At 46.1% G+C, this 23,801-nt stretch carries 22 protein-coding genes and 1 pseudogene; 10 read left to right on the forward strand and 13 right to left on the reverse strand.

Annotation, left to right across the window (positions count from 1 at the left end):
- Positions 1-3: 3 nt before the first annotated feature.
- Positions 4-768 (forward strand): ferredoxin--NADP reductase, encoded by a 765-nt coding sequence (locus J4N40_RS23230; protein ID WP_005374935.1) that lies wholly within the window; start codon positions 4-6, stop codon positions 766-768.
- Between the two features lie 180 nt (positions 769-948).
- Positions 949-1,395 (forward strand): RDD family protein, encoded by a 447-nt coding sequence (locus tag J4N40_RS23235; RefSeq protein ID WP_025768614.1) that lies wholly within the window; start codon positions 949-951, stop codon positions 1,393-1,395.
- Positions 1,396-1,455: 60 nt separating this feature from the next.
- Here the strand turns inward: J4N40_RS23235 and J4N40_RS23240 are convergent, their stop codons facing one another.
- From J4N40_RS23240 to J4N40_RS23285, 10 genes are all read right to left on the reverse strand, one after another.
- The gene (locus tag J4N40_RS23240) at positions 1,456-2,127 is read right to left on the reverse strand and encodes a DUF2057 domain-containing protein (RefSeq protein ID WP_017634411.1); all 672 of its coding nucleotides are present in this window, start codon (positions 2,125-2,127) and stop codon (positions 1,456-1,458) included.
- A gap of 216 nt (positions 2,128-2,343) precedes the next feature.
- On the reverse strand, positions 2,344-3,492 hold the full coding sequence (locus J4N40_RS23245) for an AI-2E family transporter (protein ID WP_005386936.1): 1,149 nt from the start codon (positions 3,490-3,492) through the stop codon (positions 2,344-2,346).
- The gene (locus tag J4N40_RS23250) at positions 3,485-4,171 is read right to left on the reverse strand and encodes a potassium channel family protein (RefSeq protein ID WP_047102392.1); all 687 of its coding nucleotides are present in this window, start codon (positions 4,169-4,171) and stop codon (positions 3,485-3,487) included. Before J4N40_RS23250 ends, J4N40_RS23245 begins: the two co-directional genes overlap by 8 nt.
- Before the next feature lie 16 nt (positions 4,172-4,187).
- Positions 4,188-5,078, reverse strand: a complete 891-nt coding sequence (locus J4N40_RS23255) for an efflux RND transporter periplasmic adaptor subunit (RefSeq protein WP_213969268.1) — start codon at positions 5,076-5,078, stop codon at positions 4,188-4,190.
- A 12-nt stretch (positions 5,079-5,090) separates the two neighbouring features.
- Positions 5,091-5,294, reverse strand: a complete 204-nt coding sequence (locus J4N40_RS23260) for a DUF1656 domain-containing protein (RefSeq protein ID WP_250654549.1) — start codon at positions 5,292-5,294, stop codon at positions 5,091-5,093.
- Positions 5,294-6,937: a TolC family protein gene (locus J4N40_RS23265; protein WP_017820551.1), complete on the reverse strand. Its 1,644-nt coding sequence runs from the start codon at positions 6,935-6,937 to the stop codon at positions 5,294-5,296. The genes J4N40_RS23260 and J4N40_RS23265 overlap by 1 nt, the downstream gene beginning before the upstream one ends.
- Positions 6,938-6,947: 10 nt before the next feature.
- Positions 6,948-9,122, reverse strand: a complete 2,175-nt coding sequence (locus J4N40_RS23270; protein ID WP_115386823.1) for an FUSC family protein — start codon at positions 9,120-9,122, stop codon at positions 6,948-6,950.
- 388 nt (positions 9,123-9,510) lie between these two features.
- Complete coding sequence (locus tag J4N40_RS23275) at positions 9,511-10,380, reverse strand: DMT family transporter (protein WP_250654550.1); 870 nt, start codon at positions 10,378-10,380, stop codon at positions 9,511-9,513.
- 141 nt (positions 10,381-10,521) lie between these two features.
- Positions 10,522-11,490 (reverse strand): HTH-type transcriptional regulator YidZ, encoded by a 969-nt coding sequence (gene yidZ / locus J4N40_RS23280; RefSeq protein WP_085569398.1) that lies wholly within the window; start codon positions 11,488-11,490, stop codon positions 10,522-10,524.
- Positions 11,465-12,655: an MFS transporter gene (locus tag J4N40_RS23285; protein WP_250654551.1), complete on the reverse strand. Its 1,191-nt coding sequence runs from the start codon at positions 12,653-12,655 to the stop codon at positions 11,465-11,467. The genes yidZ and J4N40_RS23285 overlap by 26 nt, the downstream gene beginning before the upstream one ends.
- A gap of 132 nt (positions 12,656-12,787) precedes the next feature.
- On the opposite strand from J4N40_RS23285, the gene J4N40_RS23290 reads away from it, so the two are divergent.
- Positions 12,788-13,258, forward strand: a complete 471-nt coding sequence (locus tag J4N40_RS23290; protein ID WP_158173246.1) for a GNAT family N-acetyltransferase — start codon at positions 12,788-12,790, stop codon at positions 13,256-13,258.
- A gap of 24 nt (positions 13,259-13,282) precedes the next feature.
- Positions 13,283-13,742 (forward strand): annotated as a pseudogene (locus tag J4N40_RS23295) (GNAT family N-acetyltransferase).
- Positions 13,743-13,776: 34 nt separating this feature from the next.
- Here J4N40_RS23295 and J4N40_RS23300 read toward each other — a convergent pair.
- A complete protein-coding gene (locus tag J4N40_RS23300; RefSeq protein WP_005374970.1) occupies positions 13,777-14,289 on the reverse strand; it encodes a DUF2799 domain-containing protein in 513 nt (170 codons plus the stop codon).
- A gap of 259 nt (positions 14,290-14,548) precedes the next feature.
- Between J4N40_RS23300 and J4N40_RS23305 the strand changes: the two genes are divergently transcribed.
- The 4 genes from J4N40_RS23305 to J4N40_RS23320 all read left to right on the forward strand — a co-directional run bounded on the left by J4N40_RS23305 (position 14,549) and on the right by J4N40_RS23320 (position 18,532).
- Positions 14,549-15,259, forward strand: coding sequence for a response regulator (locus J4N40_RS23305; protein ID WP_053307945.1), 711 nt, complete (start codon positions 14,549-14,551; stop codon positions 15,257-15,259).
- Positions 15,259-16,701 carry a two-component system sensor histidine kinase CreC gene (gene creC / locus J4N40_RS23310; RefSeq protein WP_115386820.1) on the forward strand — a complete coding sequence of 481 codons (1,443 nt, stop codon included), beginning with the start codon at positions 15,259-15,261 and terminating at the stop codon, positions 16,699-16,701. Before J4N40_RS23305 ends, creC begins: the two co-directional genes overlap by 1 nt.
- Before the next feature lie 75 nt (positions 16,702-16,776).
- Entirely contained in the window at positions 16,777-18,117 is a 1,341-nt protein-coding gene (gene creD, locus J4N40_RS23315; protein ID WP_115386819.1) for a cell envelope integrity protein CreD, read from the forward strand.
- Positions 18,104-18,532, forward strand: a complete 429-nt coding sequence (locus tag J4N40_RS23320; RefSeq protein WP_115386818.1) for a ribosomal maturation YjgA family protein — start codon at positions 18,104-18,106, stop codon at positions 18,530-18,532. The genes creD and J4N40_RS23320 overlap by 14 nt, the downstream gene beginning before the upstream one ends.
- A 239-nt stretch (positions 18,533-18,771) precedes the next feature.
- Here J4N40_RS23320 and J4N40_RS23325 read toward each other — a convergent pair whose 3' ends face one another.
- A complete protein-coding gene (locus J4N40_RS23325) occupies positions 18,772-19,446 on the reverse strand; it encodes a fructose-6-phosphate aldolase (protein WP_115386941.1) in 675 nt (224 codons plus the stop codon).
- A 254-nt stretch (positions 19,447-19,700) separates the two neighbouring features.
- Here J4N40_RS23325 and J4N40_RS23330 point away from each other — a divergent pair, with 254 nt between their 5' ends.
- Together J4N40_RS23330 and J4N40_RS23335 are read left to right on the forward strand one after the other, a co-directional pair.
- Positions 19,701-20,642, forward strand: a complete 942-nt coding sequence (locus tag J4N40_RS23330; protein WP_213895956.1) for a glycyl-radical enzyme activating protein — start codon at positions 19,701-19,703, stop codon at positions 20,640-20,642.
- Positions 20,643-20,644: 2 nt separating this feature from the next.
- On the forward strand, positions 20,645-23,083 hold the full coding sequence (locus J4N40_RS23335; protein WP_250654552.1) for a formate C-acetyltransferase/glycerol dehydratase family glycyl radical enzyme: 2,439 nt from the start codon (positions 20,645-20,647) through the stop codon (positions 23,081-23,083).
- 84 nt (positions 23,084-23,167) lie between these two features.
- Here the strand turns inward: J4N40_RS23335 and J4N40_RS23340 are convergent, their stop codons facing one another.
- Positions 23,168-23,713: a TetR/AcrR family transcriptional regulator gene (locus tag J4N40_RS23340; protein WP_115386815.1), complete on the reverse strand. Its 546-nt coding sequence runs from the start codon at positions 23,711-23,713 to the stop codon at positions 23,168-23,170.
- Between the last annotated feature and the right edge of the window lie 88 nt (positions 23,714-23,801).

Genomic DNA, 23,801 nt, shown 5'->3' on the forward strand with positions numbered 1-23,801 from the left:
CTCATGATTGAACTCAAAGGTTTCAACCTCGCAAGAGTTGAGAAACGCATCGATTGGACAGGTGAGCTGTTCAGTTTGAGAATATCTGGCGCGCCTCTTTCCTTTAAAGCTGGCCAATTCACCAAGCTTGCTTTGCTTGATGATGAAGGTAAGCCGATCAGCCGCGCTTACTCTGTGGTTAATGCGCCAAGCGAGCAATTCGATTGGTTGGAGTTTCTAATAGTAGCCGACCCTCAAGGACAACTTTCTCCACGGCTCCAAAAGCTTAAATCTGGTGATAGCATTTATGTCGGTGCCACCGCACATGGCGATTTAATCCATGATTCTATTCCTAAACAGGCTCATGACCTGTGGCTGCTATCTACAGGTACGGGGATTGGACCGTTTTTGTCGCTGCTGGATGATATAAACTTACCGCCTCACAATGAGCGCATTGTGCTGGTTCATGCCGTTCGTTTCGAAAAAGATCTGGTTTATAAATACCTAATTGAACAGCTTCAGCAACGATATGAAGGCAGATTAAAGTATATACCGATAGTTAGCAGGGAAGTGGTTGATGGTAAATTACAAGGCCGAATTCCTGAACTCATCGAATCGGGTTTACTGTCCAACGCCGCTGATGCGCCATTCTCAGCTCAGCGTAGCTTTGTCATGATGTGTGGGAATCCACAAATGATCAAAGATACCGTGCCCGTTTTACAAGAGCTAGGCTTGGAAAAGTATCGCCATCAAACTGGGGGAAATATCATTTACGAACGTTACTGGTAGCGTTTTGTTAAATTGATACGGTTATGCTCAAGATGTAATGATTACTTTTGAGATACGACCGCGATTTAGTATGTTCTTAGTTGAATATTATGTTGGCAATACCTAAACTGCGCTCACCATTGCGCGTCTGTACACTCAGTCATTCTCGCTTAACCAATTACATTGAGGTGACTGAAGTCCATGTATGCTTTTATCGCGAGCAAGCAACAGAGAATCATTGCTGGTTTTATCGACCTGCTCTTTACGATGGTGGTCGTGTTAATCATCGCATTGAGTATTAACTCTTTTCTTAACGACTTTCAGCTCTCTTTAGCAGATAACCTCACGCTTGTTCGTGAAACTCAGGCGTTTTACTTGCTTTCTTTACCAACGGTTTTAATGATCAACTGGAATGCATTGAGTCATGGGCAAACCATTGGTATGCGCATGATTGGTATTAAAGTTGTAATGAAAAATGATAGTAAGGCAACGAAAGTTACAGCAGGGTTAAGGCTTGTTATTAGCTACTTACTGGAGATGCTCATTCCGGGGATCCCGTTGGTAAATTTGGCATTGTTGTTCTTTCATCCGGAGCGACGTTTGTTGCATGACTTGATCGCCAATACTAAAGTTGTCCAAGTTTCCTAATTTTTTGATCGAAAAAGCCACGTGAAGTGGCTTTTTTAATATCGATAAAGTTAACCAGATTTACTGTTGATTAACATATTTCTTAAAGCGAGCTTTGGTTTCTGCGTCTGCTTTTTGGTACCAGAAGTGCAGCATCTCTTCAGCTGTCGAATCCGCTTTAACCGCAGTTGCTCTCACTTGCTTCATATCCGCAGGAACCTTTGCAGGAAGCGTGACTGGCTGCATGGTCGCTGCGCCAGCAAAAGCCACGGCTGCTGCACCGCCAGCTTGGTTATAATCTTCGATTTCACGTACGTAATCACGACCGATTTGCATACCCGGTTTGAGCAACTTGTCCTGGTCAACCGCGATTGCGTTGCCTGAATCATCAACCAGTTTCCAATCTAAGTCTTTGATCTTCTCTTCCGCATCACGTAGGTTGCGGTATTCTGGCATTTGTAGAGTGAGTTCGGCATTGGTCGCGTCAAATCGTGTAACGATAACATCGCTTTCAACACTTAAACGGTCATTACCTTGGTTGAAGTAAGGGGCGAAACGAAATACGACTTGGTTAAGGCCATCAGGTAACGTCAGTGTTCTTTCAGAGGCGAAAAAACCACCCGAAAGATCTGCTTTTTCACCGTTAGCCGCCAATACTGAAACGTTGTCAGGAACACTCACGGTTACATCTGCGAATGCCATGCCACTCATTGCGAGAGCAAGCGCACAAGTTAAAGGCTTGATCAATTTCATTGTTTTTATCCTAAGCAAATTAGTGGTCATCGAGAGTGCATCGTTCATTGCCCGATTGCAACTCCCAAGTGTAATAAGTATGAAAATTTAACAAGAACGTCATTTTTATCGCATTTATTACGACGAAACTGTGATCCAAATAGAATCAAACCGCTGAAATGCAGCGGTTTGATATCATAAGTTATAGATTAAATTTCTTTCTAACTTATTGATTTATTAAATGCCAGCACCGTGTCCAGGTTCTGATTGGTCATCAGAAGCGTCTTGTTGTTCTGCCATTTCTTCTTGCTGTTGTGCTTTCTCAATGCTCAACCACCAAACAAATAACTCATACCAAATTGCTAGGATAACGGCACCTAAGAACAGACCAACGATGCCGTAGAAAAGCATACCACCGATGGCACCGAGCAGAATCACAGGCATTGGCACGTCGACGCCACGTCCCATTAACATTGGTTTGAACAGGTTTTCAGAAAGAGCCGCAACTACGACCCAAACAGTAAACATGGTTGCTGTTGAGGTGTCTTGGGTCATGTACATGAAGCCAATCACAGGTAGCACTGCGAGCAACGCCGGGAGCTGAGCGATACATAAGATCATTAGAAGCAGTGTGAGTAAACCTGCTGCCGGAACGCCAAATACGAAGAAACCAGCACCGATCAACAGTGCTTGAATCGCCGCTACACCGACTACGCCAAGCAGTACGCTTTTAATTGTCGCTGCGATAAGCGTGGTCCAGCTTTTTGCGTTTTCACCAGCGGTACGAATCGCGATGGTTCTTAGGCCTGATGCCGCAGATTCAGAGTACGTCATGAAACCTGCTGCAATCGCAAGTGACAAGATTGAAAGCAGTAAACTTCCCAATACGCCCCCCAGTGTACCCAGTAAAGATGTGAGTCCTGCCTTTATTTGTGGCATAAAGGTTTGAATCGCTTGCTCAAGATTAGTAGCGAATAGGGTCCACACTTCGTAGAGCTTATCACCCACGATAGGCCAATCCGCTACGGAAGGTTTTGGCCCTGGTATTTTCACTTGACCATTTTGTAGTACTTCAAGCGCGTGCGTTGCACCATCCACAATGGAGCCTGATACCATAACAAGTGGCGTGACAAGGAGGGCAATACCAAGTAAAGCAATGGTTGTGGCTGCCAGACCTCTGCGACCACCATATACACGCTGCAATTTTTGGGTAAGCGGCATTAAAGCGACGGCTATAATAGCGCCCCAAATAACCGGAAGTATGAAGGGTTTGATGATGTCGTACGTAAACATCAGCAAGACAAAGATCAAGCCAATGCGTATTGCTGATTCCACCATATTACTGATGAAAAGCTTACTGTCGATTTTTACCGATTGTTTATCCATTTTTGTTTACCTGATGATCAATGTTAGAACTGACGAGACTTGAAACAACAATCGCCATATAAAAAACACCTGTGATGGCCTCTAAATACACCACGACTTGAGCCAGTGGTGTTAGAGGACTAATGTCGCCATAACCGAGCGTGGTTAAGGTAACGAAACTGAAATACGCTGCATTGGAGAAGTTCTGCCCCCAAGAAATCGCTTCCATACCGGTAAAGGCTTCAGGCGAAAACTCAAGCAGAATGAGGTAGGCAATCGCCCACATCAGACCAAGTAGCAAGAAAAGCGCTACCGAGCCAATGACTTTGTTGCTGTTGACATGGCCGGTGAAAAGAATCTGTCTTGCGATGGATTTAAAAGTGCCGAAAAAGAACGCAAAGGTGAGGGCAAGCATCACCACATTCATCTCTCTGATGTTGAAAACGGTCTTGATCACAATCACAAGAACCCAAACACCAAACAGGCTATAGAGGAAACGAGACCAGGTTTTGTCAAAGCGAAGGCTCGCAAAACAGACGATAAACGTCAGAACCGTGAAAGCCTGAAGTATGTGTTCAATCGTCCCTTCACCTACGACTTGTGCCATCGCACTCCCTAGCAACAAAATCACTAGCGCTAAGGTTAGATAGAAGAAGTTGTTTTCTTCATTAATGTTTTTGAGGTTTTTACCAATGACCATGGCTCTTCTCACTTAGTTATTGTTCACTTTCTGCGGATGACTCTTTCATCACCATGATGGACGCAGAAAGCCCGAATCGAAGATCAACATCTTCAGGAAGTTCTTGTAGGGAGATTCGCACCGGAATACGTTGTGCTAAGCGAATCCACTGAAAAACAGGGTTTACGTTTGGAAGAAGGTTGTAGCCGACCGTGCCGTCTTTGGGCGCAATACCCCAACCAATCGAGTCAACCGTCGCGTCAATTGGCGTGTCTGGGTGTGACATCAAAGTGACACGCGCTTGGCTGCCAGGTTCGATTTGCGCAAGTTGATTTTCACGGAAGAAACCAAATACCCAAAAGCTGTTTTTGTCGATCAGTGCGAGCAGTGGTTGGTTTGCGACCGCTTGCGTACCGTTTCTAATATCGAGGTTAGATACAAAACCATCGACGGTCGCATAAACTTTGGTAAAGCTGAGATTAAGGCGTGCTGATCTTAGTTGCTCTTCTGCAGATTTGATTTGCAGTAGCGATTCTTCGTAAGCGATTTCACGACGAATCAGATCCTTGTGCGAAACTGCGCCACGGTCTTTGGCACGAATGTCTTTTAAGCGGTCATATTCGATTTTTTTACCGCGAGAGCTAACAATGGAGCGCTCCAGTGCTACTTCGGCTTGAGATAACGCAACCTGGTAAGTCGCAGGGTCGATTTCAAACAGTAAATCCCCCGTTTTTACTTCTTGGTTGTCTTGCACCGCGACATTTACAATTGGGCCTGATACGCGAGGAGCCACTTTGATGACGTTAGCACGCACTTGCCCATCTCGTGTCCATGGGTTATTAAAGTATTCCTCAAACTTTTGATAGCCGAGCCAAGCTGCGCCACCAAGAATGACAAGATTGAGTGCGATTACGAATAGTTTTTTCATCTTGTTTGGCACCTAAAATTGAATATAAAAGCTGTTGATGGCCACCACATAACCGACCATGATGGCAATAAACGTCAGAGACGGAAAAGCGATGAAGCGAGACAAACGTGTCTTGTTCAATATCATCACCGTTATCCACGTGGCCGTGACGGCGAGAAAGAGCACGAGTAGCGTAGGAGAAAAGTAAACGTCTCCCCAAGAGAGTTCATGAGGCATTACCGATCCTCCGTTTTGTTTTCATCACTGGTCTCAGCCGGAGTTTCGAGTCGCAAAGGCGGCAATACGCGGTTTTCTTCATTTAAATAACTTCCCCAGTCAGTGCGCTCTGTCATCTGCGTGGCAATCGATTCACTGATGAAAGGTTTGCCTGTTTGGGTTTGCCAGCCTCCACCGAGGGCTTTGTAGAGCGCGACAACTTGGTTCGCAACATTACCTTTGATCGTTGCGTAGCTGTCTTCTGCGCGGGTCATTTTTTCTACCGAGTTAAGCAGACGTTCGAATGAAATTTGTCCGTTTTCGTACTGTGTCATGGATATGTTGAACGCACGAATGGAAGAGTTGACCGATTGCAAGCGTAAATCTTTTTGCTGCAAATACAGGTCATATGCTTCGATTGCATTGGTGACTTCATTAACGGCTTGCAGTACCTTTTTGTTGTAGTTCGTCAGCGTTTCTTGGAAGCGAGCATCTTCGAAACGAATGTTATTTTTCACGCGTCCGTATTGGAAAATGTTCCAACTGAACGTTGGGCCAACCACCATGGTGAGCGAATCGCTAAAACTGAAACTGCTGCCATCGGGAACCGTACTGTCGATACCGATGGAACCGAACAACGAAAAGCTTGGGTACAGAGCGGTTTCTGCCACGCCAATCTGCGCACTTTGCGCGCGAGCTTGCATCTCAGAGACTTGCAAATCCGGACGTCGCATCACTAAGTTAGCATCCACTTGCGTATCCAAAAGCGGTGGACGTGGCACAATGGAGCGCTCGTCGGTGCCCGATAGCGCCGATTTTCTGCCCGTTGATTTGAACTGGGCTTCGTACTCAGCGATTTGCTTGTGCATCCCATCCGACTGTAGCAGTCCATCTACTTCTTCTGGTAACAGACCCAGTAGCAAAGCCAACACAGTACGTGATTGCTTCATTGCCACTTCGAGGCTCGGTAGCGCTGCTTTGGTGGTGTAGAGTTGGTTTTTAGCTTGTTGAACGTCCAATTCTGTAACGTTGCCAGAGTCGAACTGCACCTGAGTAATACGTACGACACGCTCTTGAATCTCGATATTGCGGCGAGACAGCAAAATACGTTCTTGGAATGTGCGATAGTTGATGTAATTGCGCGCCACTTCGGCGGTTATGGTAACCATGATGTCGTGATACGATGCGATGGATGCGTAGTAACCCGCTTCTGCCGACTCAATACCGCGAGCATACTTGCCCCAAACATCCATTTCCCAAGCAGCATCAAACGACAAAGTGGCGTTATTCACGCCCTGATCATTTACGTAGGCACGCGCTAGGTTTCCTGACACGGTTTGAACTTGTGGGTATTGCAAGCCAGTCGAAATACCAAGCAATGAACGTGCTTGTACAATTCGTAGCCCTGCGGCTTCTAAATCGAGGTTTTGTTTGCTCGCCAACTCAACCAGCTGATTAAGAGTCGAGTCATTAAATTGCTGCCACCATTGTTGTAGCTGTTGCTCTGATTGCTGCGTATCTTTGGCTGCTTTTTGCACCGACCAGTCACTTGGCAGTGGCGCCTGCTTTGGATGAACATAATCTGGTCCTACCGTGGTACACGCACTGAGTCCGAGCAAAGAAAGTATGGCGAGGCTTGGTTTGGTTAGTTTTGGAAGCATCATATCCCCACCTTTAAAAACGCTTCTGTTGTAAGTTCACCCAATCGATATCCTCGTAGGTTTGCTTGCAATGCTTGATTGCTTCGAACACGTTCCGTTTTAAATTCAGCAAGATATAAAAACCGGCTATCTCTGAATAAGCGTAGTCAGATAAATCCAACTCACTAAAAAAATCTTCCAGTTTATCTTCGAATGTTTGGTAATCCTGACTGTATTGGTCGAATACGGAGTCGAGTTCTTGTGTTGCTTGATGGCTGGCTAAAGCGCCTGCCATCAAAGGAATGATGGAATCGCGGTGTTGTTGACGAAGCTGAGTAATCAGCGGATTGGCCATCAACTTTTTCTCGGCGGCCATTAAGATGTTGATGTGATTACTGAGTACATCACACGCTTTGCTAAACGCGCCAATCGCTTCTGGCGTGGTTTTATCAAAGTGTTTGTGGTTGATTTTCGAACCCCAGACTTTGAGCTTTTTCGATGAGACATTGAGCGTCACCAAGTGCAAGGCCCGTTTGAGCGGCGTAATAACCGAGCTGGACTGCTGTTGATAGGTAGTGAACAGCTCTCGGGTATGTCGGAAGTAGCGTTCTTTTATGGTCAAAAAGAGGTGTTCTGGTCGTGAGCTAAACGGGAAGTAGTGCGCGAAAATAATCATGAACACCACCATGTAGAACAACAGTATGATCGTCATGAGGATCCCGAAGTGATAGAACATGTTGTTATCTAAACCGAGAACAAACAAGCCCACCATGTAGAAAATCGTCACTGGCCCGTTAAACAGATAAAAACCGATAAAGGTGTAGATAAAGATGAACAGGCCAAGTTCTAACCCGAGATCCAATTGCGGAAGAATGAAGACGTAAGAAGGCACCGCGAACAAGAAGCCGAAAGTGAACAGCACAAGCAACAAAATTGGGTGCACAGGCACGAACGACAGCAAAGACATAAACATGGTCGAGAAGACCACGAATGAATAGCCGCCTGGTGGATTGAAATAAATCCAAATCAGTCCAGCAACCCAATAAGTGACAAAGGTTTTGACCGCGGTTTTAAAGTTTTCTGCGTCCCACCATAGAAACTTGCCTTTCGGTTTCGGCAGTGGCACGTCAAAGGAGACATTGTTCGTCACAGAGTCAATACAGCTAATGCTCTCCGCTAAACGCGACAAGTTTTGATGCATCAGTTCCAATAGGTGACCAAGCGTAAGCGCAGAGCCTTTCTCTAGGTGAGTTGCGTCTTCTAGCAACGCTTGGTTGTATTTGACTTTGAATTCCTGAACACGAAAAGCGGGCTCTTTTTCGTCCCAGACTTGTTGGCAGGTATCAAATAGCGCGTCAATTTCCGCAACGGCTTGATCAAAGTTGCTGATGCTTTCACGGTCTTGCTGGTGGCTAAAGTGGCTGTGCGCCGCAACGGTCAATTGTTGCGTTACCTGCTTGTTCAAATGAACCGCCAAGCGCCACTCTTTCATGTAGGCCGACACTTCACTGCATTCCACACTGACCGTAGCAAAGCGCTGTTCGAGCGCATTTTGGGCGGCAAACATCTGTTCGATAAGAGAATCCACGCTAGGTTGTGGCTCTCCTGCTTCTGGATTTTCTTTTCCCTCTTCTTGAGTAGAGACTTGCCCTGCCGATTTTTGCTCGAAATTTTGCAAGATAGCGGTGAACAGCGCGCGTTGTGCTTGGTTGAGTTGTTCGATGAGCTGTCTTAGGTTTTGTTCTGTTTTGGTCGGGAATAAGAAAGTCCCCACGAGTGTGTAAACCACCACCCCAAACACCGTCATGTAGGCGCGGTCAACGCCATAAAGAAACGCACCTTCTGCGTCACCGCCATTGGACATCATCAGTGTCATCACGCCGGTCAGCATGAGTAGCGTTGGATCTTTTTGATAGGCTTTACGGAAGTAAAAAATGAATGAGACCACAACCGACACGCTCAGCATGTACAGCAAGCGGTCTTGAGCAAACAACCCCACCAGTAACAAGCCAACCACGGCACCAACCAATGTACCTAACACGCGTAAGGTACCTTTGGCGAGGGATTCACGACGACTGCCTGTGGATGCAATCAGCATCACTGTGGTTGCGGCCGTCGATGCTTGCGGCCAACCCATGGCAAACGGGATCAGATAAGCCAGAGTTAGGCTAAGCGATACTTTAATAGCGAATTTTATTTTGTCGTTCATAGTGTCAAAGTTTGCTCAGGCTTATCGTTATAAGTTGATGAATTTCTTATATGAATAATCAGAATCTTGTTCTGAATAAATTCGGGGGGCGGAATATAGCGGGTGAAAAAGTGTGCTTTGTAAACCCTTTGTCAAAACAAAAAGTGCGTATTTGGCTTGATCTCGTGCTAGCCCTTGGCGTTATTGGTGAAACGCCTAAAACGAGCAAATTCGCGATCTGTGATGATTCTCACTTTTGAAACAAAATCGCTGCATTGTGTGAGCCAATTCTCACCTTATATTCTTCGCCTGGTACCAAAGCAGACCACTTGTACCATCTGCAATGAGCTTTACTGCTTTAAAAAGCATAGATGATGAATGGGTACTTGAGAGGGAAAGTTATTACTTTTTATCGGCTTGCCGATTGTTCGTTTGTTTTTTTGGATCGAGATAAAAAAACCAAAGCGATCCCACCAAGAATGATGCCGCTGGTTAAAAGAATATGCAGTGAAAGAGGCTCGTGGAGTACGATGCTGCCGAGTAGCAAAGCAATGGCTGGCACGGAAAGTTGGCTGACGGCGGCTTGAAGCAAAGAGAGCTTACGTACGACTTGGTACCAAAGCGTATAACCAAGGCCAGAGGCAATGGCACCAGATGCGATAGCGAGCAACACTCCGCTCAAAGAAAGGTGGATTGAGGACAAGATTAATGGCGAAAGGAGCACGCCAATTATTGATGCAGCGATGAATCCCCACGTGATGCCACTACTTGGAGAAGGCGCTTGTTTACCGAGCGCAGTAAACGCAGCCCAACAAACGCCAGAAATCAACATGAGAAGTGCAGAGCTAATATCGGGGCGCGTGGCAGATGGCAACATCAACCAAACAAACCCAACAATTGAAAGGCCGATACCGATGATTTCGAGAAACTGAAAGCGCTCACCTTGCCACCAATAGATCGCCAGTAATGTAAGTTGCACGGCACCAAACAAAAGCAAAGCACCGGTTCCTGTCGCCAGTTGTAAGTACGCGAAAGAGAAAAGGGCAGCGTAACCAAATAACGCCACGCCAGCAAAAAAGCGAAAGCGAGAAGTTGGCCGATCGGTTTTCCACTGGCCTCTCACGACAAGCATTGCGATTAAGGTAATCGCGCCAGATATCAATCGAACGAGCGTGAAGCTTCCTGCATCAATTAACCCTTCTGCCAAGGCAATTCGACACAATAATGAATTGGCAGCGAACGCCAGCATTGCAATGGCAGTGAGTAAAAAGGTCGACATCCTTGATCCTTAGCGTGTAAATGAACAGCTAGTGTAGATCCAAAAGAACATTTTTATTAGTTGATAAAGTGATTAGTTATAGCTATCAGAGCAAGAAAGTCATTAAAAATAACCAGAGAAAACCTGACCTTAGCCTGAGTCTTACTGTGGTTGGGAAGGTTGTTTGTACAATGACTTAATGGTGTTTTTCAACCATAGCAATTTGGGATTGTACGCATTGCGTTTATGCCAAATCATGGTAAATGGAATCAGTAACTTGTCTTGTTGAGCTTGGTCTAATGGAATTGGCAAGCACACTAAATCGAGATGCAGCTTTTCTGTGTAACTTTTGCAATAGTGCGGCGCGGTGGTGATCATGTCATGCGTCGGCTGCGCTGCCATAAAAAGGGATTGCTCAAAGTTGGACATCGTCAGCCCGATAGAGCGCTGTAGCCCTAGTTCCGCTAATACTTCATCCAACGCCCAAGTTTCACTTTTTTCCCAAACAATATTGATGTGTTGGTAGCTCAGAAAGGTCTCGAGATTCCACTCTTGCTGTAATGCCGGATGATCTTTATGTAAATACACCATCGGCAGGTCAAAAAATAGAATCTCAAAATCCAAGAAATACGGCAGAAGATCCAACGACTCTTTCGATCTCGGGTGACTTTCTCGGCCGGTAAAACCGATATCCGCCTCGCCTCGAATGATGGCGTCGCGTGAATCGTAATCCCAGTTACTGGTTTTTACTTTCGCTTCAGGGTATCGCTGGTGGATAGCGACGATGAGTCTGTCCAGCACTGTGAGCACTAATGGCGACTCAATCGTGATATCAAAACGCACTCCTTTAGGCGTAATATCGCTGCGTTTTTCTGCAATCTGGCTGCCAATTTGCAGCCATTCTGCAAGATCTTGCTCCATGCTTTGTGCCAAAGGCGTTGGCGCAAGACCTTTAGGTGTTTTGACAAACAAAGGATCATCGAACCAATGACGAAGTTTGTTGAGCGACTTACTTACGGTAGAGGGCGTAACGTTCAGCTTTTTCGAGGCTTTCGAGACGCTTTGCTCTTGCAACAATAATTGCAGAGTGAACAGTAAGTTTAAATCAAGTCGCGCTAGGGATTTCTTCATAATGGGTATCGTGAACAGGCTTTGGAATCAATAGTATTAGAGCAAGGCTGATGACGCTACCTAGCACTAAGATAAACACCAACATATTCAGTGCAGTAACGCCGATGAAACCCATAAACCAAATATAGAACGCGGAACTACAAACTTGAGCAATGCCCAGTAACGAGCTCGCCACGCCAGCTTGTTGAGAGAATGGGCTGAGCGCTTGGCTCATGGCCAAGCCAAAGCCACAAGCGAAGCCTGCGCAAATCAGCCCAAGTCCGAACACATAGTAAAAAGGTTGTCCATCATGGAAATGGGCTGCACTGAGCACGATGGCTGAACAAACGAGCAATACTTGAGAGCTCATCATTAAGGTTCGCTGCTTGAAAATCCCCAATGCCAATGGCGCCGAGAACGAAATCAACATACTGATCGTCGCAGTCCCCGCCATGATGGAAGAATAGCCACCGCGATCAAAACCAAGCATACTCATCACAACAATTGGTGAAGCGTTAACAAAGGTCAGGATGGTGGTCACTCCCAGTGCAGTAATGATCAGCCTACTGATAAAAAATCGCTCGAAGAAAGTCTCTTGATGGCTCTCTGGCGTTGTCTGTTCTTCACCTTGTTGGCTGGGTAGTGATTCCTTGAGAACAAAAATGGCCAATACACTGACGAGAATGCCCATTCCTGCCATCGTGGTAAACAAACTCGGCCAAGGAAATTTCAGCATAATCAAGTGACCAATCACGGGTGCGATCACTGGAATGGTACAGGTGATGCCATTGAGCATCGACAATACTTTCGCGCGGCGTTCATCGTCTAACGTGTCGCGTAAAATCGCGAACGCGACGACATAGCAAGATCCAGCACCGATGCCTTGGCAAAAGCGAGCAATCAAGAAAGCGTTTGGTTGCTCAGCCATTCCGCCGAGAAAAGACGCGAGCACGAAGATCATCGCGCCGCCGACGGCAACAGGCTTTCGTCCCACAGAGTCTGCAATTTTCCCCGCGAATAACATCGTCGTAGCCATGCCAGCTAAATAGATCGAAAACGCAATATGCAACTGAGATTCACTGGCGTTGAGATCTGACGCAATTTGAGGCAAACCAACAAGATACAAATCAATGGCAGTAGGGTAGAGTAAGACGAGTGCAAAACTGCAAAGTAAAAAACGGGACATGGAAACCTCTCTATCGAATGGCGAGGATAATAGAGTGCTAAACGTTTGCCTGCGAGTGGGAAATACGACACTAGGTATTTCTATTTACGACATACCCTGTATGAATTGAGCATAAAAACAACAAGGAAGATTATGATTACTATTGAAAAGTATTCGCCTGAGCGACATGAACAAACTTGCGAACTTAGCGTTCTAGAAGAGCAATCGCAGTTTACGGTCGCGGATGTGGGTGAAATGCTTACACGTCTTGAACCCACAGAGCTTCCGCATCTGATTTTGGCAGACGATGACGTGGTTGGCTTTTTTCTATTTGATGCTGCTTACAGCGAGAAATACGATTTTTGCCCGAAAAACAGTTTAGGCGTACGTGCTTTGCTGGTGGATCACCGTCATCAAGGCAAAGGCATCGCCAAGCAAGCCATTCAACAGTTTGCCGATTTCGCCAAACGCCATTATCCCGAGTTTGATGCGCTTTATCTCACTGTGAATTGCCGCAACATACCCGCTTATCAGTGCTATTTAAAAGCAGGGTTTGAAGATACCAATGAGCTTTACCACGGTGGCCCCGTTGGACCGCAACACATTATGAGACAGCCGCTTTAGCTAGGAAAAACCAAGGATGGAAAGATGAGGATTGAAATCGACAATTTAGAACGGTCGCAAGTGATAGCGCTGTTGGAAGGACATTTACAGGACATGTACGCCACGTCACCACGCAGAAAGCGTGCATGCGTTAGATTTAGATAAGCTCAAAGCGCCAGAAGTGACGTTTTGGACCGGATGGAAAGGTGAGCAACTGCTTGGGTGTGCGGCGATTAAAGAGTTGGATGACCAACACGCGGAGCTGAAATCCATGCGCACCACGCCTACGGCAAGAAACCAAGGTGTGGCATCTCAATTATTGATTCATGTGATTGAGCAAGCGAAGCAAAAAGGTTTGCAGCGCTTGAGTTTAGAAACGGGCTCGATGGAGTTTTTTAAACCAGCGCGCCTGTTGTATGAAAAGCATGGCTTTGTGTACTGCGAGCCGTTCGGGGATTACGAACTCGATCCGAACAGTCAATTCATGACCCTAGAACTGAGTTAGGGCCATGAATTTTTAGAAGCTAAATCCAATCGATTTAGAAATTCAGATTCAAGTTGATGGTTGGCGACAAGAGGCTTGAACGCTCGTCAGCCAATCGCTTTCTCTTCTCTTTCAGTCTCTTGGCATTATCTTTGTCTGGATTGCCATCAAGCTGATTATCGATGACCGAGATTTCAGTATCGATTTGTTGGATGCGTTGCTGGCGTTGATATTCTTGATGACCTAACTGGTAGTTCTCAATAAACTCTTTGCTGCTGCATACACCGTAATATTCTTTGCCTTCGATACCGACAGTGTACCCATTGTCTGGTGAGCAATATTGGATAGTGCCTTTATCAAAGCCTTCTTTCCATTTCGCTCGGTCGGGTGTCACACCCGCTTCACCACAGTCTTCGGTATAGCTATTGATAATGTTTGGATCGTTGCCGTCTCGGCCATCTTGATAACCTACGTTGTACCAGTTCGCCGTTTTGCACTCATCCGGAGACATGCTGGCGCAACCTGAGAGCAAAGTCAGTAAAGCCAGGGGGATTAGCGCTCTTTTCATCAGTGACTGTCCTTTAAATAAAATCGAATTGATAACTTGAGTTTAAAATGAACACTGTTCATATCAATGGTTGAAATCATTGTATTCACAATTGTGGTGACTCATTAATCTAAGTGATAAATTTATTATGCTGAATAGAAGTGTGTTTGATTAGTATTATCCACGAACTGCGCCTTTGCTGCATCAATCCACTAGCCTTGGCCCCAAATTAAGTGATAATACCAACATAAAGATAAACACCGTCAATGAGGCTAAGACATTGAGCGAACAACCCACCGTCCTTATTATCGAGGATGAATCTGCTATCGCAGAGAACCTGATTCATGTATTAGAGATGGATGGCTACCACGCAGAGTGGTTTACAACAGCAGGAGAGGGCTTAGCTTTTTTGCAGCACAACTCCGCAGCGTTACTTGTCTTAGACGTAGGCTTACCGGATGGCAATGGTTTTGAATTATGCAAAACCATCCGTGAGTTTTCTGATATTCCCATAATCTTTCTCACCGCAAGAAGCGATGAAATTGATCGCGTAGTCGGTTTGGAAATTGGCGCGGATGATTACGTGACTAAGCCATTTAGCCCGCGCGAAATGTTGGCTCGCATTAAACTTCGAATCAAAGCTAAAGCGCCAATGATGGAGGACAAACCAGAGCCTGTAGCTGTTCCAGAACAACCTCATTTGAACCATGATTTAGTTGCGCAGAACTTCGACTACGGTGTTGGCGGGCAAATGCTTGGGTTAACTGCGGTCGAATTTAAGATTCTCGATAAACTGATTTCTGTCTCTTCCAATGTATTGAGCCGAGAGCAACTTATGGTCGCTGCTGACATGGCGCCGGAAGCTGCGTACGAGCGCAATATTGATACCCACATCAAAGCCATTCGCCATAAGTTGAAGCCGTTTGAGATGTCTGAACGCATCTGTACCAAGCGTGGCTTTGGTTACTTTTACTGCATTAAAGGTGAATGATGAATCGCTGGCCGAAGATCCCTCTTGGACTCAGACTGTTTTTTCTCTACTTCATCTTAGTCGGAATGACGGCTTACATGGTGAGCAAAACGGTCGTCCAAGAACTTAAGCCAACCGTGCGTCAAACCACCGAAGAGACGCTGGTGGATATGGCGAACTTGCTTGCAGTATTGGCAGAAGAAGATGTTGCGAACGGAAAGTTGTCTGAAAGTCGCTTCTCCAAACTACTAGCGGCTTATGGGCAGCGAGAGCCTCAAGCGCGCATTTGGGAAATTGGCAAAAAAGCGATTAACCATCGAATTTACATTACCGATAAACAAGGCATTGTGATTGCGGATTCTTGGCAGCAAGACGTAGGCAAAGACTACTCGCAATGGAACGATGTATATCTCACGTTGCGTGGTCAATACGGCGCGCGCAGTACCATCGAAGACCCGAAAGATCCGCTCTCAACCGTTATGCACGTGGCTGCGCCCATTTACCACAAAGGTGAAATCATTGGCAGCGTGACGGTGGCAAAATCCAATCGCTCAGTACAACCCTTCATCGATCTTTCTAAACGCAATGTGCTGTTTTGGATGGTGTGGATGAGTGGTTTAGTGCTATTGGCAGGGGCATTGTTTGCTTGGCGAATTCACTCAGCACTGAACAAGCTAGAAGACTACGCGACCAAAATGGGTGAAGGTGAAAAGGTCTCTAAGCCGACATTTCGTATCTTTTATGAGTACGGCACGCTAAGTGATGCATTAGAGAAAATGCGCAATCAGCTCGATGGTAAGCAGTATGTGGAAGAGTACGTACAGACGCTGACTCATGAGCTGAAAAGTCCGTTATCAGCGATCAAAGGCGCGAGTGAAATATTGCAAATGCCGTTGCCTGAAGAAAAGGTCGCGCGCTTTGCTGGCAACATTGAGCGAGAGAGCGATCGCATGCAGTCATTGATTGATAAGTTGCTAGAACTTGCTCGTCTTGAAAAGCGCCCTGAGCTAGAGCAAGTCGAAGCTATCTCGCTAGAACAAATGGTCAATGAAGTGGTTGAGTCGGCGGATGCGCGTTTGAGTGCTAAGTCGGTCACTGCCAAAATCCAAATTGATGACCATCTCTCCGTACTTGGTGATGCCTTCTTACTGAAACAAGCCGTTTTTAACCTGATGGACAATGCGCTGGATTTTGTTCATTCAGAGGGATGCATTGAATGGAAAACTGAGGTCACGAAAGAAAAGGTGTGCCTGTCGATTTTCAATTCAGGTCCTCACATTCCCGACTATGCAATGCCTCGTTTAACCGAGCGCTTCTACTCCCTCGCTCGGGAAAATGGTGTTAAGAGCACTGGGCTCGGGCTTAATTTTGTTGAGCAAGTGATCAAGCTGCACAAAGGTCAGTTGCAAGTCGAAAACGTCGATGCTGGCGTGAAAGTGACCCTGATTTTACCAACTCCATAGAAACTCCACATTAGCTCCATTCGTTCTCCAAATTGCTGATTTAGATTACTCCCATCAGCAAATGGAGAATGAAACATGAAAAAGATCCTCAATAACCAACTCGGCACGAAGTTCGCCTTCGTGCTGTTTTTGTTTGTCTTACTGCAAATCCCGCTTTCAATGGTCACAGGGCTGATCTCAGAACGCTCATATCGCCAAGATGAAGTCAGAAACGACATCGCACGCAGCAGCAGCGGCGAACAGCGCATCATTGGTCCATTCATCATGGTTAATTACACCGAAACCAGTTACCGAGATGACAAAGTACAGATTAAAGAGCGTCGTAAATTTCTTTTACCTAGCACTTTTGATATGAGCGCGAATCTGGACAGTTTTGAAAAGTACCGAGGCATTTACCGCGCGCGTTTATACAAAGCACAAGTGGCACTGAAAGGCACTTTTGATGCAGACGAACTCGCGGCGTTGCAGGGGCTTGATATTGACAACATGAGCCTAGTCGTTGGCATTGAAGACAGCCGTGGATTGATTCGTTTGGATGACATGACCATGGCGAGCTCTGATATCGAAGTCGCACCGGGAACGGGGTTAAATCAGTTACCACAAGGCTTCCACAGTGATCTGACACTTGCAGACCTAAACCCAGCAAAACCTTTGGTATTCGATCTTAACTTCTTGCTACAAGGGATGGGACAGCTTCAAGTCACACCAATTGGCAGTCAAACAACAGTGGAGCTCTCTTCAACATGGGCGCATCCAAGCTTTATCGGTGATTACTTACCGGTGTCATCAGAAGTATCTGAAGATGGATTTAACGCGCAATGGGCGAGCAACAACTTCTCAACCAATATCGCGCAGCTGTTCCAAAGCTGTTTGTCATCGAATCACGCTTGTCACGAGCTTGAACAGCGACAAATGGGCGTAGATTTGATTGACCCCGTTGATCACTATTTGAAGTCTCACCGAGCTGTGAACTATTCACTGTTGGTTATCACATTAGTATTTGCGAGTTTCTTCTTACTGGAGTTGTTCCAAGCGCGTCCGGTGCACCCTGTGCAATACGGCTTTATTGGTCTGGCTTTAGCACTTTTCTATCTGTTGCTGATTTCGATGAGTGAACACCTCGGCTTTAACTGGGCGTATGTGGTGTCAGCAGTTGCATCGACGGGGCTTTTAAGTGTGTACGTGAGCGGTATGTTGAGCAACACCAAGCACGGCGCGATATTCGGAGCGTGTTTGCTCACTCTCTACGGATTACTGTTTGGCTTGCTACAAGCAGAGAGTTACGCATTGGTCATGGGGACATTACTGTGTTTTGCGATTTTGAGCTTCACTATGGTCATTACACGCAACATCGACTGGTACGCACGAAATAAGAAAGCAGAAGAAAGTGCAAAGGCGAATCGTGAAGATGTTTAAACGAGTCGCTCTTGCTGGTCAGCCAAGCGATATGGTGGAAGAGACGTCCGCTATCTACCTGCGATTTTCTGCAAAAAATGGACTGAAAAGCTTGGTGTGTTTTATCGCATTGGTCGTTATTGCACTCTATGTTCGAGACAACTTTATTCGCCCGACATTTGGTGATGTTCTCGTTGTGGTTTGGCTCTACTACTTTCTTGCAAGTATGTTCTCTATGCCCGTTAACTGGCTGGTTTCATTGGTGGTGTTGATTGCGTTTGCTGTTGAGTTAGGGCAATTGTTACAGGTTGCAGCTTGGCTTGGTATCGAATCTTCATCGCCTCTGGCAGTGATTTTGGGCGCCACATTTGATTGGAAAGACATGCTGGCTTACTGCATCGGAGGTCTACTGTGTTGGTGGATGGAAAAGAAATGAAAACCGAGATGAAAGCTATTGTGCTACCAAACCAACTTCGACATTCCAAACGAGGTACTCGTAAGAGGCTCAAAATCAGTTTACTCAAGCGCGTGTACCTTTGGTCACTGACCAATAGAGAGCTGCTGTAAACCTCGCCTCTTTATATGAAATACAAAAGGGAATCTCAAACTCACCGGCGCACAGGGTGAGTTAAGATTCCCTTATTATTGACTAAGATATTGAGTTCTTACTTTTAATTAGCTTTCAAATGAAAGTTTCTCGCCGAACGTCTCTTTCCAGTCTTTATCGAACTGTTCAACCGCAGGTTTTACTGCTGGGTGAGCGAACATTTGCGCTGCCACATCGGTTGGCAATGTAATGGCTTCGATGCCCAGTTTCATCACCTCCATCGCTTGTTGAGTGTTCTTGAAGCTGGCTGCCAAAATCTTCGCTGGTAGTTGGTTTTGATCGAGCAACAATTGAAGATCCGCAACCACTTCAACACCGTTGCCGTTCATCGCATCAATGCGGTTTACGTAAGGTGCTAGGTAGTCTGCACCGCACAGTGCTGCAAGGAACCCTTGTTGAGCTGAATAGATAGCAGTAGCAAGAATCTGAATTCCCTCTTTTTTCATTAGCTTAATTGCTGCTAAGCCGGTTTCTGTTGCTGGCACTTTTACCACCATATCGTAAGGCAATTCATTCAGTTGGCGTGCTTCTGCCACCATGCCTTCGACGGTTGAACTCACGACTTGAGCGTGAAAGCGAGGTGTACCGCCAAGTGCTTCTTGCATGCCTGCTAGGGTTTCATTCAGCCCCTGTTTTGACTTCGCCAAAATGCTTGGGTTTGTCGTCACGCCTTTTAGCGGTAGGCACTGGTTAAAGCGTTTTACTTCTGCCACATCAGCAGTATCTAAATAAAGTTCAATCATGGTTTCTACCTTAAACAAAATCTTCGTTTTGATGATGGGATCACTATAGATCTGACAATCGAACGAGATCTTGATTTCGATCAATTGAAATTTCATTTGAAACTGTAATGATTTCATCAAATGAAAGTTAAGTGAAACTTGTAAACGCTCAAATGAAGCTTTCAGTTCGAACAAAGAAAAGCCGCTGATAAGACTTAACCAGCAAGAAACGGATTAAGTACACAGCGGTAGCACAGACCAAGAGGCAAGCAGAGATGTATTTCAATATTCAACGATTCTCTACCCATGATGGCGATGGCATTCGTTCCATTCTTTTTCTCAAAGGATGCAGCTTGTCTTGCCCTTGGTGTCAAAACCCAGAAAGTCGCAGCGAAAAGCATTCACTCTTATTTGATCAGCGAAGCTGTATGGAAGGTTGCCAGCTGTGCGTTTCTGCTTATCAAGCCACAACTCAACCCACAGCGGGTAGCGAAACGGTGGGTGATGGTATTCAACGTATCGACAACCAAATCATCATCAATCGCAAAGCCATCAAAGAAGACCAACTGATCGCGCTGCGAAACGTCTGTCCTACGCAAGCACTGACCGTCTGCGGTGAAGAGGCAAAATCAGACATGCTGTTCGACACCTTAATGAAAGACAAACCTTTCTATGACCAAAGCCAAGGTGGCGTGACTTTCTCCGGTGGTGAGCCACTCATGCAAGCGGATTTGGTAGCAGAACTCGCACAGCGTCTGCATGACAACCAAGTCTCTACCGCTATTGAATCGTGCATGCATGTGCCGTGGAAGAACGTCGAAAAAGTCGCGCCGCATATTGATTGCTGGTTGGCGGATTTAAAACATACCGATGAAGAAAAGTTTCTTAGCTGGGCGAAAGGTTCACTAAAACGCATCAAAGACAATTTCCGAAAACTGGCACCTATCGCGAAACGCATTGTGATTCGCGTTCCCGTTGTGCCGAGGTTCAATGACACCATCGAAGAGTTGAAAGACATCATCGATTTTGCGGCTTCACTAGAAAGCTGCCAAGAACTTCACTTGCTGCCGTACCACACGCTCGGCATCAATAAATACCGTTTGCTCGATATGCCTTACAAGTGTTCTGACAAGCCATTAAACAAACCAGAACTGCTAGAAAGCGCCATGCAATACGCAAGCGAAAACACCCAACTTAACGTGATTGTAAGAGGTTAACTATGGACCTGAATTACCTTCCTGAGCGTATCAAAGCGCACAAATCGGCACTGGTAAATATCGTAACGCCACCTGTCTGTACCGAGCGTGCAGAGGCATACACTCGTGCTTATCAAGCAAACGAAGACAAACCTGTAATTGTCCAACGTGCGCTGGCGCTGCAAGAGCACTTACGCACTCGTACTATTTGGATTAAACACGATGAATTGATCGTCGGTAACCAAGCGAGCAAAGTGCGCGCTGCACCTATTTTCCCTGAATACACAGTACGTTGGATTGAAGCGGAAATTGATGAGCTAGCCGACCGTCCTGGTGCAGGCTTTGCGGTCACTGAAGAAGATAAGCAAAGCATCCACAGCATCACACCGTACTGGCGTGGCAAAACCGTTCAAGACCGTTGTTATGGTTTGTTTACTGATGAGCAGCAAGATATCTTAGCCAGCACCATCATTAAAGCTGAAGGCAATATGACTTCGGGTGACGCGCACCTTGCGGTGGATAACGAGAAAATCTTGAAGCTAGGCATGAACGGCTTATTAGAGGATGTTCGTCAGCACCGTGCTAACAATGATGTTTCGACCTTTGAAGGCTTGAAGAAAGAGCAGTTCTATAAATCAGTCGAAATCGTACTGCTTGCCATTCAAGATCACATGGTGAGCTACGCTGAATTAGCAGCAAAAATGGCGTTAGAAGAGACGCGCCCGCTGCGCAAAGCTGAGTTAGAAAGCATTGCGGCAAACTGTCGTCATGTAGCAAGCCACGCACCAGAAAACTTCTGGCAAGCATTGCAGTTGAGCTACTTCGTTCAGTTGATGCTACAAATCGAATCGAATGGTCACTCGGTTTCTTTCGGTCGTATGGACCAGTTCCTAAACGAATTTTATGTTCGTGATATCGAAAACGGCACAATTGAGAAAGACTTCGCGTTAGAGTTGCTACAAAGCTGTTGGTTGAAGTTGCTTGAAGTAAACAAGATTCGCTCTGGTGCACACTCGAAAGCATCGGCTGGTTCTCCGCTGTATCAAAACGTGTGTATCGGCGGTCAGAAGTTGAATGAAAAGGGTGAGCCTGAAGACGCAGTGAATCCCCTTTCTTGGGCGATTCTGGAATCTTGTGGTCAGTTACGTTCAACGCAACCTAACCTGAGTGTGCGTTACCACGAAGGTTTGAACCAAGAGTTCTTAATGGGCTGTATCGAAGTGATTAAATGCGGCTTCGGTATGCCAGCGTTCAACAACGATGAGATTGTTATTCCTGAATTCATCAAGCTTGGTGTAGAGAAAGAAGACGCTTACAACTACGCATCTATCGGCTGTATCGAGACGGCGGTTCCGGGCAAATGGGGTTACCGTTGTACGGGCATGAGCTTTATTAACTTCGCTCGTATCCTGCTCGCTTCATTGAACGAAGGTGTGGATGCAACAACGGGTAAAGCTTTCTTGCCGCACGATAAGTCATTGGCAAAAGGCAACTTTGAGAACTTTGAGCAAGTGACGGCTTCTTGGGCAGAGCAAATCCGCTACTACACCCGTAAATCGATTGAGATTGATACCGTAGTTGACAGCGTGCTTGAACAGCAAGCACAAGATATTTTCTGTTCAACGCTGGTGGATGACTGTTTGGCTCGCGGTAAAACCGTGAAAGAAGGCGGCGCGAAATACGACTGGGTATCTGGTTTGCAAGTCGGTATCGCAAACTTAGGTAATAGCCTAGCAGCAATCAAACACCTTGTTTTCGATGATGCGCAAATTACTCAGCCCCTTATCTCACAACAACAGCTAGCAAAAGCATTGGCAGAAGATTTCGATGGCATGGAGAACGAACAGCTTCGCCAACGTCTTATCAACTTTGCACCAAAATACGGTAACGATGATGACGCGGTAGACCAACTATTGGCAGACGCTTACCAAGTGTACATTGATGAGCTAGAGCAGTTCGTTAATACGCGTCATGGGCGTGGTCCAATTGGCGGCGGTTACTACGCAGGTACATCAAGTATCTCGGCAAACGTCCCATTCGGTGCTTCAACCATGGCAACGCCAGATGGTCGTAAAGCGAAAACGCCATTGGCAGAAGGTGCAAGCCCGTCATCTGGCTCAGACCGTTTAGGTCCAACGGCAGTGTACAACTCGGTTGGTAAGATTCAAGCGAATAAGATCCTTGGTGGCGTGCTGCTTAACCAGAAGTTAAGCCCGGCAGCAGTTGAGTCTGAAGGGGACAAGCTCAAGCTTTCTATGTTGATTCGCACCTTCTTCAACCACCACAAAGGCTGGCATGTTCAGTACAACATCGTCTCTCGCGAGACCTTGCTAGCAGCGAAGAAGAACCCTGAACAATATCGTGATCTGGTTGTGCGAGTTGCAGGCTACTCAGCCTTCTTCACCGCGCTATCACCAGATGCTCAAGACGATATCATTGCTCGTACCGAGCACGAGCTGTAAGTACACTCACTAACTAAAACGAAAGGCACCGATTGGTGCCTTTGGTTTGCATACTTAATCCGCAAATGACTATACCTGAACGCATTAAAGCTTGTGCAAAATGGTCACGCATTTCTTCGTGATGTTGTCGTACTCTTTCGTCATGTAAGCGGTAGTGATCGCGCCCTCTTTCATGATGCAAATGGCATCGAGTAATGCAGCGTTGTCTGATTTGAGATAGTGTTGAATTAGCTCTCTGACTTGCTGCTTATGGTAGCGGCAATACGTTGCGATCTCGCCACTGTCGTCACTGAATTCCGCGGACGTATTGATGAAAAAGCAACCGCGAAACTCGCCCAACTTTTCTTCAGAGCCATGAAACCAGCCGTTGAGTGCTGTAAATAACTGATCGATCACCTCCGCGCACGTTTGTGCTGAAGAAAGCTTTTCCTCCAACCATTCCATAAATACTTGGTGGCGTTGTTCTAATGCGGCGATGATAAGCGCTTCTTTGCTCTCAAAATGGTTATATAGCGTGCGTTTAGCCACGCCGGAAACATTGAGGACTTCATTGATGCCAATAGAGTTGATGCCTTGTTTATAAAACAGTGACAAAGCTGTGTCGATCAATAACTGTTTCTTTTTGTTCATAACTACGTCCTCAAAAAGTTCCATAAACACATATTGACAAAGGTAGACAGATTTGTCTATTTTATTTTGTAGACAATTCGGTCTACTT

The sequence above is a fragment of the Vibrio sp. SCSIO 43097 genome, from assembly GCF_023650755.1.
Classification (GTDB): Bacteria; Pseudomonadota; Gammaproteobacteria; order Enterobacterales; family Vibrionaceae; genus Vibrio; species Vibrio alginolyticus.

Bases quoted from the DNA above. Each gene is read 5' to 3' on its own strand.
- J4N40_RS23230 (WP_005374935.1), top strand. From the start codon at position 4: ATGATTGAACTCAAAGGTTTCAACCTCGCAAGAGTTGAGAAACGCATC.
- J4N40_RS23235 (WP_025768614.1), top strand. From the start codon at position 949: ATGTATGCTTTTATCGCGAGCAAGCAACAGAGAATCATTGCTGGTTTT.
- J4N40_RS23240 (WP_017634411.1), bottom strand. From the start codon at position 2,127: ATGAAATTGATCAAGCCTTTAACTTGTGCGCTTGCTCTCGCAATGAGT.
- J4N40_RS23245 (WP_005386936.1), bottom strand. From the start codon at position 3,492: ATGGATAAACAATCGGTAAAAATCGACAGTAAGCTTTTCATCAGTAAT.
- J4N40_RS23250 (WP_047102392.1), bottom strand. From the start codon at position 4,171: ATGGTCATTGGTAAAAACCTCAAAAACATTAATGAAGAAAACAACTTC.
- J4N40_RS23255 (WP_213969268.1), bottom strand. From the start codon at position 5,078: ATGAAAAAACTATTCGTAATCGCACTCAATCTTGTCATTCTTGGTGGC.
- J4N40_RS23260 (WP_250654549.1), bottom strand. From the start codon at position 5,294: ATGCCTCATGAACTCTCTTGGGGAGACGTTTACTTTTCTCCTACGCTA.
- J4N40_RS23265 (WP_017820551.1), bottom strand. From the start codon at position 6,937: ATGATGCTTCCAAAACTAACCAAACCAAGCCTCGCCATACTTTCTTTG.
- J4N40_RS23270 (WP_115386823.1), bottom strand. From the start codon at position 9,122: ATGAACGACAAAATAAAATTCGCTATTAAAGTATCGCTTAGCCTAACT.
- J4N40_RS23275 (WP_250654550.1), bottom strand. From the start codon at position 10,380: ATGTCGACCTTTTTACTCACTGCCATTGCAATGCTGGCGTTCGCTGCC.
- yidZ (WP_085569398.1), bottom strand. From the start codon at position 11,490: ATGAAGAAATCCCTAGCGCGACTTGATTTAAACTTACTGTTCACTCTG.
- J4N40_RS23285 (WP_250654551.1), bottom strand. From the start codon at position 12,655: ATGTCCCGTTTTTTACTTTGCAGTTTTGCACTCGTCTTACTCTACCCT.
- J4N40_RS23290 (WP_158173246.1), top strand. From the start codon at position 12,788: ATGATTACTATTGAAAAGTATTCGCCTGAGCGACATGAACAAACTTGC.
- J4N40_RS23300 (WP_005374970.1), bottom strand. From the start codon at position 14,289: ATGAAAAGAGCGCTAATCCCCCTGGCTTTACTGACTTTGCTCTCAGGT.
- creC (WP_115386820.1), top strand. From the start codon at position 15,259: ATGAATCGCTGGCCGAAGATCCCTCTTGGACTCAGACTGTTTTTTCTC.
- creD (WP_115386819.1), top strand. From the start codon at position 16,777: ATGAAAAAGATCCTCAATAACCAACTCGGCACGAAGTTCGCCTTCGTG.
- J4N40_RS23325 (WP_115386941.1), bottom strand. From the start codon at position 19,446: ATGATTGAACTTTATTTAGATACTGCTGATGTGGCAGAAGTAAAACGC.
- J4N40_RS23330 (WP_213895956.1), top strand. From the start codon at position 19,701: ATGTATTTCAATATTCAACGATTCTCTACCCATGATGGCGATGGCATT.
- J4N40_RS23335 (WP_250654552.1), top strand. From the start codon at position 20,645: ATGGACCTGAATTACCTTCCTGAGCGTATCAAAGCGCACAAATCGGCA.
- J4N40_RS23340 (WP_115386815.1), bottom strand. From the start codon at position 23,713: ATGAACAAAAAGAAACAGTTATTGATCGACACAGCTTTGTCACTGTTT.